The organism is Spiroplasma endosymbiont of Melanargia galathea, from assembly GCF_964031075.1.
Lineage (GTDB): Bacteria > Bacillota_I > Bacilli_A > Mycoplasmatales > Mycoplasmataceae > Spiroplasma_A > Spiroplasma_A apis.
Map to the genome: position 1 here is coordinate 496,851 of NZ_OZ035000.1, position 19,158 is coordinate 516,008.

The window sequence follows — 19,158 nt, forward strand, 5'->3', positions numbered from 1 at the left end:
AAATATAATAAAATAATTTTATTCTAATTAAAATGGAGGAAATATAAATGAAAAAATTATTAAGTTTACTTGCAATATCAAGTTTTATAACAACTTCATCTTTTAGCGCAGTAGCATGTGGAGTTGACGAAACAAAGTTAGGGGAAGTCTCAATCGATAAGAACATCATAGAAAATAAGAATGATGCTTTAAAATTAAAAATTAAATTAAATGAAAAGAAAAAGGATACTGATAAAATATCAGTTTCTTCTGATAAAGGGGGTTCATCGCTTTTAAAGATAACAGATCCGATTGTTGAAAATAATGATGAAAATACCTTTACCGCATCAATTACACTTATAAACAAAAAATTACCAAACACTCTAGTTACTGAAAAAATAAGTGTCAAATTGAATGATTCTATTATTGACAATAATATTGTTATAAAAATTTCTGCTAAAGAAAAAAACAAAGCACAAATTAAATTTGAGGGTGACGCTGTAATTAATGAGTCTAAAAAACAACTACAAGGTAAAATTACTCTTGATAATGAACTTGAAGAAAATGAAATATTAAGTATAACTTCTGACAAGGGAAGTGATTCATTATTAACTTATGACAATCTAATTGTTAATGATCAAGATAAAAAAGTTTACACATTTAATATAAAACTAAAGGATAATAAATTACCAGAGAACGATGTAATAGAAAAATTAATTGTTAAACTGAATAATGAAGCTATTAGTGATTCATTTGAAGTAAAGATATTAGATGGAAAAGTAGATCTTTCTAAAATTAATTCAGAAATAGGAAATGTGCTCTTGGATAATACAGATACTACAATAGTTTCAGATGAGTATATTGTTAAAGCTATTAATAAAAAAAATAATAATATACATTTAACTACTGACAATGTTACTATAAGCAATAAAACTAGAACAACAGCAAAAATAAGCGCAAAATCTGGTGATGAAAGTTTCAAAAATGAAGTAACTGTTAACTTTGAAACAATTATTACAAGTAAAGCTATATTTAAAGATACAAAAGTTTCTTTAAGTAATCTATCTGAGGAAGATAGAAAAAAAATTGCAAACATCAATGCTGAAATTACAAAAATAATGAACACAAGTGTAATAAAAGAATTTAGAGAATTTTATAAAAATAAAACAAATTTTAAATTAGAATACAAAAATAAAGATAATCAAATTTTACCGCATAATAATAGCGACACAGACTATTTAACCGATATACCATCACAAGTGATATTAAAAATTGATAATGATTTTGATGTTTCAAATGTAGGTAAAATATTAAAAACAAACGATGATAAAATCTTTGCTGAAATAACATTTACATATCAAAATTAATAAAATATTTTATAATAAACAATCTTTTAAGAAGTTTCAATTCATAAATGTTAATATAATTCTCCAAGTTCGATTTATGTTTAAAAAGACATAAAATTATACAAGGAGAATTTTTTATATAGCAAATTAAAAGTATAGCAAATCAAATATTTTAATTTTTGATACCATAAAAAGTTTAAAATCAATAATTTTGCTAAAAAATAATCTTATAAAAAACTATCGAAAATGTACAACATTTCATATTTAATTGTTATAAGACTGTGTCTATATTGAAAAGTTTTGTGATGATTTACTTATTTTAAAAATCAAAAAACACAAATAAGCACAATTGAAAGATAAGAATTAATTCAAAAGATAAAAAATGCAGAACTTAGCAATAATTTAAAGTAATTTGAAAAGGGAAATGAGGTTTCGAAAATGTTTAATGAACTGATGGAAAATCAGAAAAAAAATAATGAAGTATTACAAAAATATAGATAAATATAATAACAAATATACATTTATTTATATATGCAAATTATTCAATTGCACAAGAGGGGGTTATTATCATGGTGTGCTAAAAATAATTTAGTTTATAAAATAAAAAAAAATCTTTATAATAAGCAGTGAAATTTATGTTACGTCGATAAAAAATTATTTCAAATAATAAAGGCGTAATGGTAAGTCAATCTAAAGTTGTTAGAATAACAAATTATTAAAATTAAGTTATAAGAATAAAAAAATGTATATAAAACAAAAAAAACTCATTATCCTAATCGTGTTAACAAAAATTCATCGTTGTATTCAAAAAATAAACTTTGAGTCTCAGGAATTACATACATACCTTTGAATAAAAAAAATGCATATTTAAAAGTTTTAAAAAACGGAAACACTGGATTCATATTAGTTCATAAGGTATTTTAAAAAAAATAATATAGATATTTACAGAAAAACACTTGAGAAATTTTCGTTTCATAGACAAGGTCTATTTAAAAAACTTATTATCTATTCTGCTAACGGAAATCAATATATATCTATATTTGCAAAGCATTATGCTAAAAAAATAATATTATAATATCATTATCTAGACCAGGTAATTCTATTGATAATGGAATGTGTGAAACCTTTTTTCATCATTAAAAGAAGGGTGAAAAATAAAACTAAAGAAAAATGAGTTTCTCAAGTCGAAAATAGCAATTGACAATTATATAGAGTTTTACAATTATGAAAGGATAATGATCAAACACAAGAGCCCTTCAGTATATGCTTATTTAGATTTTAAACTATGAAAAAAAATACTTCAAACTTTGTTGAAGTAATCTTATAAAAAACATTTATAATTATTTTAGAGAGTGAAGTTATAAAATGAATAAATTAAATTTCAAATTATTAAGTTTTAACTATAAAAATGTTATAAAAAACAAAATGCTATTATCAATTACAATAACTTTTTTGATAATATCTACTTTGTTAGAGATAGCTTCTTTTTATAATTATTATTTTAATTCTAATATTTATTTCGACAATATGAATGATCTTTTTAACAAAATATTCTTTTTTAAAAAAATATTTGACATGCTAATGCTTTCAATAATTGTTATTTATTTAACAACAATATGTTTTTATATCGATAAAAAACAAGGCAGAATAAATCTTGAATTAAAAGGTGGGATAAGCTTATTTCAAACATATCTTCAAAGAATAGTTATAATAACATCATTCATATTAATTATAATATTATTTTTACTAGCAATGCAATCGCTATTTACATTAACAATTAATGATTATTTTGTAGAAACGAGACATAAAGTTATTAACTTTATGTATTTTTACTTTCTTTTAGCAATAATGATATTTTCAATAACATTCTTTTTTATTATGATATTTAATTCAAAAGTTGTCTTAACTATTGTTAGTATTATTTCTTGTTTGATTTCATTATCTAGTACACTTAGTTCTTTTAGATATAATGACTGTATAAATTTATATAGATATGGGTCATACACAACAACATTTCAAAAATGAACGTCTTTTAATAATGAATTAAAATCAGATAAAACTTTTAATGATTTTTTACCAAACTTTGAAAAAATATATGAAAATAGAGGTAGTTTCGACAAGTATCAATGAGCTTATGGAAATTATTGATATGTTATGAACAATTTAACTTCTGATGATAAAAAGTTCTATGGTGATAATTTTATAAATTTTATTAAAGATATGGATAAGTTATTTAATGATAATTATCATTTATTTAATAATCCAGATTCAACTGGTTTTAAATTAGAAGATAGTTTTGTATACAATTATAGAAAAAACTATGCTAGTTATAAAACATTAAAACAAAACTTAATATACAACATCATTAATAAAATTATAGGATTATCAAAAAATGAACAATATTCTAATTTTTTGAATATATTAAAAGATTATTCTAACTACTTTTTAGAATACTTAGAAAAATCACCATTGTCCATTGCATACCTTAATCAATCATTTATTTCTAGATCTGTACTTGATGGTTATTTTGATGAAACTTTTAAAAATTACAAAACAAGTGATCAATATGATTTTTACTATTTCTTGTCTTCGATAGCATATGATATTTTTAATTGACAAGATAACATTAGACAGAAGTATGAAAAAAACATAAAAATTGATTTATCACCAGAACAAAGTTTGGTTGATGGTTTAAAAAGGAATGCAAATAGCAATCCTTTTAATCAATTAGCACAATTACAGTTTGGTAATTACTTTTCAAAAAACAGTTTATATTATTACAATAGTTTATCGGGAGGAGTATTTTATAATACTTTTGAATCACCAACTATTCCTTTAGAGTTTAAATATTTTAAAAATAGGGATGAAAATGACCGTCCAATTAAATTAGATGATCTTGAAGAAGTAAATGTAAGTTTTTCAAGTTATTTTGCCTTATATTTTTCTTACTTATCTATTTTTATTATGATTGGAGGTCTATCTTACTTAAGATATAGAAAAGTAGCACTTGATTAATAAGAGGGTAGTAAAAAATCTAAAAATCTGATAATAATATTTATTTTTGAAAATAATTTATAACTCGATACGTCACAAAATAAAATTAGCCAATAAATTATTTTTATAAACATATTCTGTCAATTATAAAGTATGTTTTTTTTTAAAAAAATAATAATAAAATTAAGTGTATACATGTGACAAAAAAGTAAAGTTCTACAATAAATATTTGAAAAAATTTAAAAATTGATTTACATAAGCTAGGGACAAATGTTTACTATTTATACCTCGTTATTGCGATAAAAAATGTTAAATTGATTGGATAATTTGCTTATAACTGATTTGATAATAATTTGATAGCGTATAATATTTCTTTAAGCAAAAAACTTAAAATTAATATGAAAATATTATAGATGTCATTATATTAATTAAATATTTACGAAGCTGACTTTGTAATCATTTAAATGGATTAAAATATTTAAATTTATCTTTTGTAGTAAAATAACTTATGAAAGGTTGTCATAATATAATATTACTTTGTAAATGTTAGAATTTAGCATTAAGCACAAGTATTTGGTAAAAGCATTGAATTAATGATGTATTTTTCATGTTTGCAGAATACTGAAATTAATTTAAATATTCAACATAAAAAAGAATTCAAACTTCATAAGGCACTTTTGGAATATTTGCAGATTCTTGTTTTGAAATGTATAGTTTATTTTTATTGATAAGAACATTAGTTAATTTTTGTTTGCTGGTTTCTAATTTTAGAAGTATATATTTTTAAAAGAGTATTTATGAATCGAACTAGTTTTATGAATTATTTCATTAGAAAAAAATTAAGGATACTCTAATAGAATATGAAAATTTTGAAGATTTTTTTCTAAATAAATGGGGACTTGAAAATTACTCGATGGACATAAATTTACTTTTATTTAATAAGTTAGGATTAAAAAGTACCTGAAATATATTTTTAGAGAAATTAAAAACTAATAGTAAAAATAAAAATGATTTTTTAAATTATAATAATTTATCATACTTATATGAATATGGTTTAGCATATATAAACAAATCATATAAAAAAGATTTAGGTAAATATTATACACCGGAAGATGTTGCGAGGTTTATGGGCGAATTTTTATAAGAAAATTATGATAAAGAAGACTTAATAGATGTTGCTTGCGGACCGGGTAATCTTATTATTAAAACTCTAGAGTTATTATAAGAAAATAAAGGTATGCTTTTTGTAAAAAACTTAGTTTCAAATAAAAAAATTTGAATCTATGATAAAGTAAATATAATTCAAGTCTTTTATTATTTATCCTATAATAAAGCAATAATTTTTGATATAAAATCAGAAAAGTTTCTTTGCTTTTTTTGACTTGGATCGGGCTTTTTTGTTATAAGTGATTTTAAAGACATTACCATAAAAAAATATTATTTAAGAATCTCAAATTTATAATTGTTTTTTGTAAAGTCTTATTGATTTTTTGGCTTTGAGAAGTTTTTTAATTTATGAGTAACTATCTTTATCTCTTCAAACTATTTTCTTAAAATGTTTAATATTAAAGTCAATATAAGTCTTTTTAAAAAATTTAAAGATTTCATTTTTAAGACTTTGTTAAATATTATTGATTGGCGTTTTCAAGATTTTTTATTAATAAAATCCTTTGCGTCCTTTTTTGATAATTTCTTAACTTTCTTTTTATGAGCCTAATGACTCATCCAAATTGACGTGCAGTATTTCTTTCTTTTTTTTCTTTGTTTAGAGAAAGATCCCAAAATAACATTAGTTTTTATTGTCTGAAAATTTCTTTTTCATAGTTTCTCCAATTATTTGTTATAATTATGGAAATAATTTTTTATTAATTACTTGGTATAGATTCACTTATTATTTCTGAAAATTTTTTTCTAAGTTTTTACTAAACTTGAAAAAGTGAAATTATATTTTAAAATAAAAATAGTAATAAAGGAAGGAAATATAAAAAAATATGAAAAAAATATTAAGTTTATTAGGAGCAATGGGAGTAGTTGTATCAGCTTCACCTGTTGCAATATCTTGTTCAAATAAACCGTTAGAAAAAAAACAAGCAACAGAATTAAGTTACATTGAAGGTAAAAAAGACTCCGATTTTATTAGTTTGTTAAAATCTAATAGTAAGTTACATTTATCTAATGGGGGAGGCGATGATACATATAGGAAATTTAAGTTAAGTGCAGACGAAAAAAGCCTAGCTGATGATTACGGTGATACCAAAAATAAATTATTCGAGTTTGGTTTGGGTGAATCATTTTCTTTGGAAGGTACTGCAATGACTGATTTTGATGAACATGCACCTCTGTTTGAACAAACAAAAAATTTAAAAGAAATTAACTATGATGAAAATCATGAAACTTTTGATGAGCTTAACACTTTTACAATTAAAGGTAATAAGGGTGATACTGAATTCAAACTAAATTACTTTTTTATAAAAGTAAAACATAATAAAGAAAAAGAAACACTTGAATTAATAAGTGTCGAAAATTTATATTTTAAAATAATCAAAATAAGTTAGTTGATTGAAATGCATAAAAAAATAAAATAAATATAACTAAATATAATCCTCTGATTATAGAATTAGAATAAAAGATCTCTAATATAATCTATAAATAGAGGATTTTTATATGAAAAATTTAATAAAAAAATACTTTTGTTAAATTTTAAACTGAAACTATAATTAGTAAAAAACAATGTATAAACTAGTAACCTTTAAAGAATTAAATAACAAATAGAATATATGGTAGTATCACAGTAGAAATTTAGTATAAGGTCACAAAAAAAAGAAAGTTCATATACGATAATATTTAAATAAGAATTTGTCAAATTTAAGACGTGCATGAATAAAAAAATCTTAAAGGTTATTATTTTAAGAAATGCTTTTATGAGTAAAAATATAAAGTTCTTAAAAACGGAATTATAATTATAAACCACACAAAAATAATAAAAATTTCAAAACTGTTGAGTTTGCTAAATAACTTTCCTTTCAATATACACTAGAGAATATATTTTTATATTTTAAAATAAATAATTTTTTATATAATAGTTTTTAATATAATTTTCTAAGTATACATTATGTTAAAAAAACATGAAATTAACAAATAAAATTTTTTCATGTGGTAAATTCGAAAGAATTCAAATCAAATATTCTTAATATTGATAATAAATAATATTTGATAATCAAGTTTTTTGATCAAAATTATTGTATAAAAATCTATCAAAATGTACTACATTTCATATTCAACAGTTTGGAGTATATTTGTAGATTGAGAAGCTTTTGGTTATGAGTTATTTTTTCCAAAAACCAGAGAACACAATAAGCACAACATAAAGATTAAAAGCAATTTAAAAAATAAAAAAATTTGCATATACAACATAAAATTGTATTCATTAGAAATAGAGAATAAGGTTTTTAAAAAGTTAATGAATTGATTGAACATTCTGAAATAATAAAAAGTATTACAAGACTATATATAAGTATAATAACGAATGATGAATCTAACTCTAAGCTAAGAAAAAAAATTAAAGAATATATAAGTGCTCTCATTAATAAAATTGTAAGATTACTGAGCCTATTAATTACAAGTGAGAATTAATAATATAGTAGTAAATAATCTTGTATTTATTAATTCTAAATGTTTAATCAATCAAATGTGAACACTTTTAAAAGATTAGGTTATATTTGAAAGGGTTATGAGCAACTGTTGTCAAGCTTTCAGCAAAAATACGCATATATCATGATTTTTTTGGATATTTCTTACCCAAAACGATATTAATTTTAATAAAACACTAAAAAAGTTACGAAACTTATGATTGATATTGTCCTTGTAAACTTATATAAACAATTTAAGAGAAATTAAATGAAAAAGAAAAAAATAAGAAGTAGATATTTATTACCAATAACATTAAGCGGTGTATTAACACTAATTCAGAAAACTTAATAAATGATCAAAACGAGTATAAATATTTACTAATGCAACAAGAATTATCAAATTTATACTCAACTTATCAAATGGTTGGAAAAAATGGTTATCTTGAAAACGATCAGAAAGGTTTTACTGATATGATTTCGCAAGGACAACAAGATATTGATGAACTTTATCAATACGATCCAAGAATCAATTTCAAAAAATTTAATAAAAGTTTATCAATTTCTCCTATCGATTATTTATTTAAACGAAGTGAGAATAATGTTTACAAATATAGTGTTGGAGTAGGGAGTTCATTTTTAGAGAAAACCGTAGTAGCAGATACAGTTATTGATAACGATTACAGTAGTTACAGTAACAAAGAACCAAAAGAAATTGAAAATGATCCATCGATGACAACTTATTTTTCTACTGGTTCGGGAATTAAATTTATTAACAGAGATAGTAAAGGCAAAGCACTTTATGACAAAATTACTCCTTGAACAAATTCTCGCTTAGGAGATGTTATGCCAACATATCAATGAGATTTTTGAAGTAAAGAAAAAGTTCATGACACAATTCAAATTAATACTCTAGATGGTGAGAAAAACGTAAGTACAATTACAAGTAAAGGGCAATTAGCACCATATTTTGATTATTACAATCCTTACATGAAAGGTAATTCCATTTCTGTTGGTATGGGTTATGACTTTGATAATGATGGAGTTGTAAAACCAGGTATATGATATCCAAATCAAGATTATTATTGAAATATAATGGGAACTAATCTAAGTAAAAACAATTACAATGTTAGTTATTTTGTCAAAAAAAGTAAAAGTGATACAAAGTCAAATGACATCATTAATGATAAAAATACCAAAATAACTTATACAACATCAAATGAAAATCAAGGACCAAAAGTCATTGATGATACAAAAATAACAGAAATTAATGATGGTTGGTATAAAGTTACAGCTGATTTGAGTAAGCTATCAGGTATTAATAGTGAAAATAGGATTGCTAAATTAGGACTTAAAATAAATCCTGCTAATGAAACTAAGTTTTTATATTCTGTTGGTGGATTTAACATTTCTAAAAACTTGGATGCTGAGCAATTAACTAATGAAACTACGGTAAAAAAAATAAAAAACGAGTATGTTGTTAAAAGATCATCTGACAATAACAATGTAAATATAAGATTTAATTGAGATATAGACAACAAGGAAAGTGATTACTTCAATATCTTTTATTCAAATGATGGGATTAATTGATATCGTCTTGGTCAGACAACCATCAATAAGTACTATTTAAGAGAGTTGAACGATAATGAAGACCATTTTATCTATATAGGAATACAACCAGTTAATAAATCAGGTATACCTAATAAAGTTTTTTACTCAAAAATCGATACAAATTATAATTATTAATCATTAAACATCCGAAATAAAGTTAACAATAAAAGAGAGATTTTTATTGTGAAATTTTATCAAAGATGTTTTTTTTGATGACAAATTACTATCTATAGTAAAATAAAACAAATACAAACTATTTTTTAAAATTATTTTATTGGTCTTGGATTTATTTTTCCTACTTTTTATTCGTGAGTTTTTTAATTTCTTGATAATGTTTATTCCTGCTATGTTACTCAAATCTTTAAGAAAATTACTCAAAACTGATTGATATTTACTCACATTCACTCATTATTTGACCACAAATAATTATTATTTACTCATTTCTTTTATATAATGTTAAAATCAAAATGATTAGATAGGAGCGAATTATATGGACAATTCAATCAAAGATATAATTGATCTTGCTTTATTATCAAATTCTGATGAAGCAATACTAAAATTAAAAAATTACGCTAAATTACTAAGAGGTGAAGGAAAATATAAGGATGCAGAATATATATTAAGTATTTTGGGATCAAAACAAACAGTATCGAGTTCATCAAATAATAACGATATAGGTGAATTGAATATCCTTGAAGAAAGCCCCATCAGCGATGAAATTCTTAATAAAAATAGTAAAGATTTGAATAAATTTGTTGACATTATCAATAATAAAATAAAATTAAGACAATTTGGATGTTTAAAAGTTATTCTCTATGGTAAACCTGGTACAGGAAAGACAACTTTTGTAAGAGATATAGCCAACTTAACAAATAGAAAACTTTATAGCATTAATGCCTCGTCATTAGTTTCTTCTTTAATTGGACAAACCCAAAAAAATATTGATTTACTCTTTAAAGATATTCTCGCACATTATAAAAATAGCATATTTATTATTGATGAGTTTGATTCAGTTATAGGATCAAGAGATGAATATATGAATAAGGAATATCACAGAATGATCGGAAGTTTTAATTTAATGCTTGATAAGTTATTGCCAGAATCAATTCTATTTGCAATTACAAATAGAATTGATATGATTGATTCCGCTACATTAAGAAGGTTTAATGTAAAAATACATTTTTATTCTATTGAAATTGAGATGTTCAAAGAAAGATTGTTTAAATTAGCAACCGAAAAAGATATTGAATTTGATAAAAACGTTGTGAGTAAAATATTGAGTTTCAAAAATGTGGATTTATATTATTCGCAAATAGAAGATATTATTACAATCTCCTTGTTTAATGCATTTAATCTTGAACACGCTATTTTTCAAATATTAGGTTTTAAGGAAGAAGACATACTATTATCTAAGGAACTTTCTGATAAGGACAAAGCAAAGATTCTTAATAAAAGTTATTCAACTTTAAGGAGACAAAAAAATGAAATTAATACACTTTAAAAATCCAAATTTAAGGATTGAGAATATAAAAAGGCAATCTCCTGATTATTTTAAATGAACACTAGATTTTGATTTATTATTAAGATTTCGCAAACAACTAAATGAAGTTATAGATAAATTTGTAGTATATGAAAAAGACTTTTATCAGCTGCCAATAAAAATTAGATTCAATAGATTACTACCAAAAAGTGATAGAATAAAACACATCTTCAAAAACAACAAAAAAGAACCAATGCAAATTGGGTCGAACTATATTTTTGAAAATGGTAAACTAGAAGATCAAATAGATATTGTTTATTCATGTTCTAAAGTTGATGTGGAAGATACGAAAAATAAATTAGAAGATCTAATAAAATATTGACCTAGTGAATTAGTTGGGTTGATTAAAAAACTAAAAAAAGATTATCTACTTTCTAAAATTAATAAAAAGAATATGAATGCTAAAATTAATAATTACATCAAAACCAATAAACTTCATTGATTTGAAAAATCTTACAATGATTTTTATAAAATAGCATTTATTGAGTTTTCTAATCAAAATTTATTTCAAGAAGGTCAAATTATAACTTTTTTTGAGTTAGATACTTTTGTAAATTTGATTGAGAAGTTAAAAACTAAAGGTATTGAAATTGATGATTCTTTAATAGCTTTGGATAAATTTATAAACTTAGATAAAATAACTATAAATAAAATAATTCAAATTTTTCCTTTTTTGATTTCAAGTGCTTCAAGAAACTTAATGATTGAGATATCAGAAGGTGATAATAAAATGAATGATTCCATTTCTATTGAACCTAACTTAGAAACAAATGGCACAATCGGTGTTATTGATACTTACGGTTCCTTTAGTAAAGGTTGAGAAAATTATGTTGATTATATTGAAGAACCACTACCTCAAATTGAAGGTAATATGTTTCAAAAAGACTATAGTCATGGAACATCTGTATCTACTTTAATAGTAGGTCACGATATAATTAATCCAAGATATAAAGATGATTTAGGAATATTCAAAGTGAAATTATTTGGAGTTTTACCCCTTGGAAAAATTAATATATTTTATTTTATGAAAAAATTAGAAAAAATTATCAAAGACTTTTCAAGTGAAATAAAAATTTGAAATTTATCAATCGATTCTATAAATGAAGTAAATGGTATTTCATTATTAGGTCAATTTTTTGATATTTTACAAAGCAAACATAATGTGTTGTTTGTAATCTCTGCTGGCAATATTAAAGGAGCAATTGCTGGGGGAGCTGATTCCTTGTCTGCAATAACTGTTGGTTCTTTATATGAAACAAATACCGGTAAACTAGAAATAGCTAGTTATTCTGGTTCTAAAAATATTTTCGGAAGATTCCAAAAACCTAATACATATGAGATTTCTAATGATTTAGAAGCTCAAAATAGCTCTAACAATTTTCAATACACTATTGATAGCCATGGCTATCTAGTTTGAGATACAGGAACATCTTTTTCAGCACCTTTAACAGCTAGAAAATGTTGCTACTTAATGAATAAATATAATTTGAGTTTAGAATCAGTAAAGGCCATCATAAATTTATTATCAGAAATATCAACTTACAAGTTACCAAACATTCACTTTGATAATAATTTAGACAAAGTATTATTAATTTGTGAAGGAAAAATTAAACCTAAGGAAGATAATATTATTGAAATTAAACTTCCGACTTTTATTAATGATGTTGATAATACAAAAAAAATTAGACAAGATTTTACATATGCACTTGGATTATCTTATTTTGTTATACCTTCAAATAAACTAGGTGACGAATATTCCTCTGTTGATATAACTTTTAAAATAGTGCATCAAAAAAAAGATGGTGGCAAAGAGGATATATTTAAATCTAAAACAACTTCAAAAACAAACGGCAAAAATGCTTTTGAAGTAGAATTGATAAGACACTTTAAAAAATATGATCCAAACAAAGTATTAATTAATAAGGATTTCATCAACCCTCATGGATATGTAAGCCATTCTGATAAGTTCTACTTGAGAGTAACTTGTAATGATTTATTTAATAGAAATGACAAAGAAATCAGGTATGGATGTGCAATCTTACTTAAGGAAAAAAATTTAGGTTCGTTAAATAACTTTGAATTACTTAATGAAAAAAACATACTTCAAGAAGGAGTTCATGAGATTTTATACGAAAATCTTTAACGGAGTTAATCGCCATACTTAAAATATAAAGACTTTAAATTAGTTTTACTTTTTTATAACAATTATCAAAAATAGTTCATTGTAATTCTTTACAACTTTTGTAAGGAGTTTTTTTATGACTATCTAGGTTTCGTGTATTTGTAATAACTATTATAATAAATTTATATTTTTCTATAAATAACGATATATAAATTTCAATATTTAATAATAATGTAAATCCGTTTCTAATTTGTAAAATAAAAGGTTCGGAGGCTTTTTTTTTTTTTTTAAAAAAAAAAAAAAAACTCAGAGTTTAATAATTATAATGAATTTACTAGGAGATTATATATGGCTTATTTAATAATTAGTTGAGTTGCATCAATCTTATTAGCATCGTCACTAATACCACAAATAATTAAAATGTGAAGAACAAAAAGTGCCAGAGATGTAAGTTTATTTACAATCTTGTGTTTTGTATTTGGGAATGGAAGTTGATGTATTTATGCTTATTTACAAATTTTTTTGTATGGTCAAAGTACTTTGATTCAACTAGCTTTTACAAACACACTTTTATTTAGTTTTGGTGTTATTTTGATGATTTTGAAGTCAATTTCAATCTTGAAAAATAAAGTACCTAAGAACCAACTGAAAGAAGAGGAACTCTAAATGGAAATTTTTATTCAAATAGTTTCATGATTTGCGACTATAGTAAGTTGTATTAGATTTATTCCACAACTTATTAAAATTATAGTAACAAAATCTTCAAAAGATGTTTCCCTGATAATGTACATTATTGCAGTTCTAGCTGCACTGTTATGATTGATAGCAGCTGTCATGATTATGAACTATCCCTTGATAGTAACTAATGTAATAGTTTTTATAATTGCAAGTTTCATTTTAACATTCAAAATATGAGAAATTAATAAATCTAAAAAAGATTAACAATATAATCGGTTGTTTTTGGTTGTATTTTAGAAAATTTGGTTGTTTTTGGTTGTTTTTCTTATTTTATAAGAGTACTATATGAGTGAGGTGCTAAATATGTTGAGAGAAGAAAGACTTAAACTGATAATCGATTTTGTAAATAAAAGCGGTTATTGTTCAAATGAAGAAATTTCTAAAGAACTTAATATTCCTTTTACCACCTTGCGAAGAGATTTAACGGATTTGAATTATGAACAAAAATTAAAACGTGTTCATGGTGGAGCTCAATCCATTAAAGAAAAGTCTATTTTAGAGGCAAAACTAGATGAAAAACTAACTTCTAACATTGATGCAAAACAACTAATTGCTTCAAAGGCTTTAAATTGTATTAAACCTTTTGAAACTGTATTTTTAGATGCAGGATCAACAACTTACTTTTTAGCTAAACTTATCACACAGGATTTGAATGTTAAGGTTTACACAAACTCAATAATTAATGCTCAGGTTTTAGCAAATAATGGAATAAGAGACATTTATTTATTACCTGGTAAATTAAAACTATCGACGGGTGCTATTTGTGGGGTTGAAACTATTGCTGCAATTTCGAAGTATAACTTTGATGTAGCTTTCTTAGGAATTAACGCCATAGATAAGGAATTTAATTTTTATACTACTGACGATGACGAAGCAGAGATTAAAATGAAAATTATCAAAAACGCACAGTTTGCTTTTGGTTTAGCAGACACAAGTAAAATGAATTCTAAATCCTTTGTAAGATTTAGTGACAAGAGCAAAATAGCTCTTATAAATGAAGAGGTATAAAATATGATATATACAATAACATTAAACCCAGCAATTGATCATATCATTTTAACAGATAGGCGGGTTGAATTGGGTGTAACAAACTACTACAATGATGAGTATAAAGTAGTCGGTGGTAAAGGAATTAATGCTGGTATCATTTTGAACAATTTAGGTTCTGATGTCCAAGCAATAGGTATCCTTGGTGATGAAAATAAAGACATATTTTTAGAAAAATTTAATGAAGTAAATTTAAATAATAAATTTTTATTAAATCCAGGCAAAACAAGAGTTAATTATAAAGTTAAGAATCTTGAGTCTAAACAAGAAACAGAACTTAACGGTTTAGGTTTTGAAACTCAGAGTTCTATCATTGATGAACTTATTAAATATTTAGATGGAGTTATCAAACCTAATGACATTGTTATGGTCACAGGAAGTGTTGCAAGAGGAATTGAAAAAACAATTTATCAAGAAATCGGAAAATTAACAAATAAACACAATGCAACACTCGTTTGTGATGCCACAAACGAGTTATTAAAGTATGCTTTAAAAGAGAAACCATTTTTAATTAAACCTAATTTAGAAGAAATTTGCTCAACTTTAAATATCGAATTCAAAGAAGACATTACTTTTGATGAAACAAAAGAACTTATTCTTCAATTGAAGAATATGGGAGCTCGTAACATATTGTTGAGTAAAGGTTCACAAGGTAGTTTATACTTTACAGAGTCAGGTGAAATATATAGAGTTGGTGTAGCAAAAGGTAAGTTGGTAAACTCAGTTGGAGCAGGAGATAGTATGCTCGCTGGTTTTGTTCATGGGATAGGCCAAAAGTTATCTATTGAAGAAACACTACAATATGCAGCTGCCAGTGGTGCTGCAACAGCTTTTAATGAATGATTAGCTTCAAAAGAAGAAATACAATCATTAGTTAATAAAATAACAGTAGAAAAAATATAAGGAGGTTCTTATGGAATTAAAAGAACTGTTTCATAAACAAATCGCCTTTTTTGAACAAGATTTAAATACAAAAGACGAAGTTATTGAATTTTTAACTTCAAAATTAAAATCACAAAAATTCATAAAAGACGAAAAAGATTTTAAAGACGCAGTTTACAAACGTGAGGGCGAAGGTTCAACAGGTATTGGTGATGGAATTGCAATTCCACACGTATTAAATCCAACTGTTGAAAAATCAGCAATTGCATTTGTAAAACTAAAAAATAAAATTGATTGACAATCATTAGATGATCAACCAGTTGATTTGGTTTTTATGATCATGACAAATGGAAAAGATGGAAATGAGCATTTAGATGCTTTAGCAAGTTTATCAGGTTATTTAATAAAACAAGAAGTTCAAGCAGGACTAAGAAGTGCAAAAAGTGTTGACACTGTAAAAACTTTATTTAGTCAACCAAAAGAAAAAAAAGATAACGCACCAAAAAATGGTAAATATGATGTTATCGGAATTACTGCTTGTCCAACTGGAATTGCTCATACATATCTTGCAGCTGAAAAGTTACAAGAATACGGAGAACAACAAGGTTTAAGTGTAAAAATAGAGACACAAGGTCGTAGGGGTGTAGAAAATAAACTTACTGCAGATGATATTGCAAATGCAAAAGTTATTATTTTAGCACATGATAAGGCTATTCAAGGAATGGCTAGATTTAACGGTTACAAAGTAATCGATACAACAACTAAAGAAGCTATTTATAAGGGAAAAGATCTAATCGTTGGATTTGATAATCACCCAAGAGCTCAAAAAGTTGAAAATGCAAAAGATGATGAGGATTCAGGATCTGGAGAATTAACATTAAAGCAATTTAAAAAAGTAAAAGATAATTTATTAGCAGGTGTATCAAGAATGTTACCATTTGTTGTTGCAGGTGGTATTATTCTAGGATTTGGTTTCCTATTAGACTATATTTATACAGCATCTTTAGGAATTACTGCTATCGCTGATGAAAATAAATTCAATCAAATATTTAACGGAAAAGTTTTTGATGATTTCAAAAACGCGGTTGGTTATTGAGTAGCATCTGATGGTGCTAAGTATTATTATTCTGGCAGTTTTGGTTCTGTTTGGGGAGTTGCTCAAGCAGTCACTGCTGTTGGTAAAATAGGAATGGAATTAATGATTCCAATCTTGGCAGCATACGTGTGTTACTCATTAGTAGGAGCACAAGGATTGATGGTTGGAGCAGTTGCTGGACTTATTTCTAATGGAGATGGTTTCGTTTATGGTACTGTTAAATCATGAGGTGGAGGATGATCAAGATTCCTTCCTGAAGCAATCACAAAAGTTCCTTCATCAGGATTTATTGGTGCTTTAATTGGTGCCTACCTTGGAGGTTTAGCAGTATTTGGTTTAGCAAAAATGATGAAAAATCTACCAAAAGGATTACAAGGAGCTAGAGACATTGTTTTTGTTCCTGTGTTATCATTAGCAGCAATTGCTTTAATTATGTTAGCAATTAATATTCCTTTAGGATACGTAATGTTAGGGCTACAAGAAGGTATTGTATTCTTAGCAGACAAAAATTTATTATTCATAGTATGTACATTAATCGGATTTATGATGTGTGTTGACATGGGTGGTCCAATCAATAAAATCGCTTACTCACTTGGAGTTTTAGCTGTTGGAAATCAATTGGTTAAAGACCCAAATAGTGCAGCATATTCATCACAAACTATGATTATGACAGCAAGCTTAGTTGGTGGAATGGTTCCACCAATCGGAATAGCAATATCAACTGTTTTATTCCCAAGACAATGAAGTGCAAAACATAAAGACTCTGCAAAAGCTAACTGATTAATGGGAGTATGTTTCATTTCAGAAGGTGCAATTCCATTTATGATTGAAGATCCAAAAAGAATTTCAGTATCAGCTATGGTTGGTGGTGCAATCGCTGGAGCCATCGCTGGTGCAATGCAAATTACTATTACAGCTCCACATGGTGGAATATTCATAGCACCTTTAACTAATTCATTAGTATTTAATGATGTAGCCTTATCAAAAGGACTTGGTATTGCCTTCTTTATTACAGCATTTATGGTTGGTTCAATAATTATGGGTATAATCTTAGGATTCTGAAGAATGGCAGATATCAAAAACGGTAAATTAGTACTTTCAGGTACTAATGGAGTTAGAGAATCAATTCAAAATAGAATTTCTAAGTATACAGGTAATGACAAAAAAATTGCTGTTTTAGAAAGCAAACTAAATAAATATAATCAATTCGAGGAAAACTTGAAAATTAAACAAAATGAATATCAAAAACAGTTGGCTGAAAAACAAAAGTTGAAAGCTAAATAATTTATTCAATAATATTATTGAAGTATATCTTTTAAAAAAAATTTTACACATAAAACAAGTGTAAATATAATTCTCTGAGTATTATTATGTAAAAAACATAAATTTATACAAGGAGAATTTTTATTATATAAAATTCATAAAACCAAATCAAACAAATTGAATCTCGATACTAAAAAGTTGCCGTGCAAGTACTTTATTTAAAAATCAGCACATAAATTTTTAATTAAAATGAAATTAAACATAATAACTTTTTTAGTCAAAAAACATCTGATAATCATATAATTTTATATAACTAAAAAAACTCAAACATTAATGAAGTAATCATATAAAAAACATTTCGTATACTTTAAAGGGTCACCCCAAACTACAATTATTTTAACAAATTACTTTTGTACATTTCTATTGGAGTAATTTTTAATTAATATAAATGTAGCAAGAATTAATGGGGTAAACATATATCCATATTTATATCATTACAGTGATAAATTACTTGAAGATAAAATAGTTGATGATTACTTTATATTAGTAGATGAAGTTATTAAATCAAAATATAAAAGTTTATATAGAGTAAATATACCTATAATAAAAGCTGTTAAAAACCTATATGGTGATATAATAAGAAATTTAATCAATAAATAAAACAAAAGTATCAAATAAATTTGCAAAAATAAGAAAAAACCAACTTGTCTTCCAAACTTTTTTTGTGCTGCATTTATGCTAGTGCAAAAATGGTAAGTGCTAGCACAATTTTTGAGAAAAAAAACCTTTATTAAAGGGTTTTTTGAAAAAAGAGCTAACCACGCTTATCCTGCCACCAAAAATTTTCAATTTTAGGTAGAAAAAAATAAATTTATTTATTTTTTTTCACAAATATAAACAATTAATTGTTATTA

13 protein-coding genes are annotated in these 19,158 nt (G+C 24.8%); all 13 read left to right on the forward strand.

Features of this window, described 5'->3' with window-relative positions; all coding sequences use genetic code 4:
• Positions 1-47: 47 nt before the first annotated feature.
• Positions 48-1,346 (forward strand): hypothetical protein, encoded by a 1,299-nt coding sequence (locus AAHM92_RS02230; protein WP_500222989.1) that lies wholly within the window; start codon positions 48-50, stop codon positions 1,344-1,346.
• Positions 1,347-2,440: 1,094 nt separating this feature from the next.
• Complete coding sequence (locus AAHM92_RS02235; RefSeq protein WP_500222991.1) at positions 2,441-2,644, forward strand: IS3 family transposase; 204 nt, start codon at positions 2,441-2,443, stop codon at positions 2,642-2,644.
• A gap of 46 nt (positions 2,645-2,690) precedes the next feature.
• The gene (locus tag AAHM92_RS02240; RefSeq protein WP_500222992.1) at positions 2,691-4,340 is read left to right on the forward strand and encodes a hypothetical protein; all 1,650 of its coding nucleotides are present in this window, start codon (positions 2,691-2,693) and stop codon (positions 4,338-4,340) included.
• 892 nt (positions 4,341-5,232) lie between these two features.
• Positions 5,233-5,463 (forward strand): N-6 DNA methylase, encoded by a 231-nt coding sequence (locus tag AAHM92_RS02245; RefSeq protein ID WP_500222994.1) that lies wholly within the window; start codon positions 5,233-5,235, stop codon positions 5,461-5,463.
• Positions 5,464-6,310: 847 nt separating this feature from the next.
• Complete coding sequence (locus AAHM92_RS02250) at positions 6,311-6,874, forward strand: lipoprotein (protein WP_500222996.1); 564 nt, start codon at positions 6,311-6,313, stop codon at positions 6,872-6,874.
• 1,455 nt (positions 6,875-8,329) lie between these two features.
• Entirely contained in the window at positions 8,330-9,691 is a 1,362-nt protein-coding gene (locus AAHM92_RS02255; protein WP_500222997.1) for a hypothetical protein, read from the forward strand.
• 355 nt (positions 9,692-10,046) lie between these two features.
• Entirely contained in the window at positions 10,047-11,057 is a 1,011-nt protein-coding gene (locus AAHM92_RS02260; protein ID WP_500222998.1) for an ATP-binding protein, read from the forward strand.
• Complete coding sequence (locus AAHM92_RS02265; protein ID WP_500223000.1) at positions 11,038-13,239, forward strand: S8 family serine peptidase; 2,202 nt, start codon at positions 11,038-11,040, stop codon at positions 13,237-13,239. Before AAHM92_RS02260 ends, AAHM92_RS02265 begins: the two co-directional genes overlap by 20 nt.
• Positions 13,240-13,566: 327 nt before the next feature.
• Positions 13,567-13,884 carry a SemiSWEET family sugar transporter gene (locus tag AAHM92_RS02270; RefSeq protein WP_500223002.1) on the forward strand — a complete coding sequence of 106 codons (318 nt, stop codon included), beginning with the start codon at positions 13,567-13,569 and terminating at the stop codon, positions 13,882-13,884.
• Positions 13,885-14,160: a SemiSWEET family sugar transporter gene (locus AAHM92_RS02275; protein WP_023789247.1), complete on the forward strand. Its 276-nt coding sequence runs from the start codon at positions 13,885-13,887 to the stop codon at positions 14,158-14,160.
• Positions 14,161-14,241: 81 nt separating this feature from the next.
• Entirely contained in the window at positions 14,242-14,964 is a 723-nt protein-coding gene (locus tag AAHM92_RS02280) for a DeoR/GlpR family DNA-binding transcription regulator (RefSeq protein ID WP_051372143.1), read from the forward strand.
• A 3-nt stretch (positions 14,965-14,967) separates the two neighbouring features.
• The gene (locus AAHM92_RS02285) at positions 14,968-15,906 is read left to right on the forward strand and encodes a 1-phosphofructokinase (protein WP_500223004.1); all 939 of its coding nucleotides are present in this window, start codon (positions 14,968-14,970) and stop codon (positions 15,904-15,906) included.
• A 10-nt stretch (positions 15,907-15,916) separates the two neighbouring features.
• A complete protein-coding gene (locus AAHM92_RS02290; RefSeq protein ID WP_500223006.1) occupies positions 15,917-18,265 on the forward strand; it encodes a PTS fructose transporter subunit IIABC in 2,349 nt (782 codons plus the stop codon).
• Positions 18,266-19,158 lie beyond the last annotated feature (893 nt).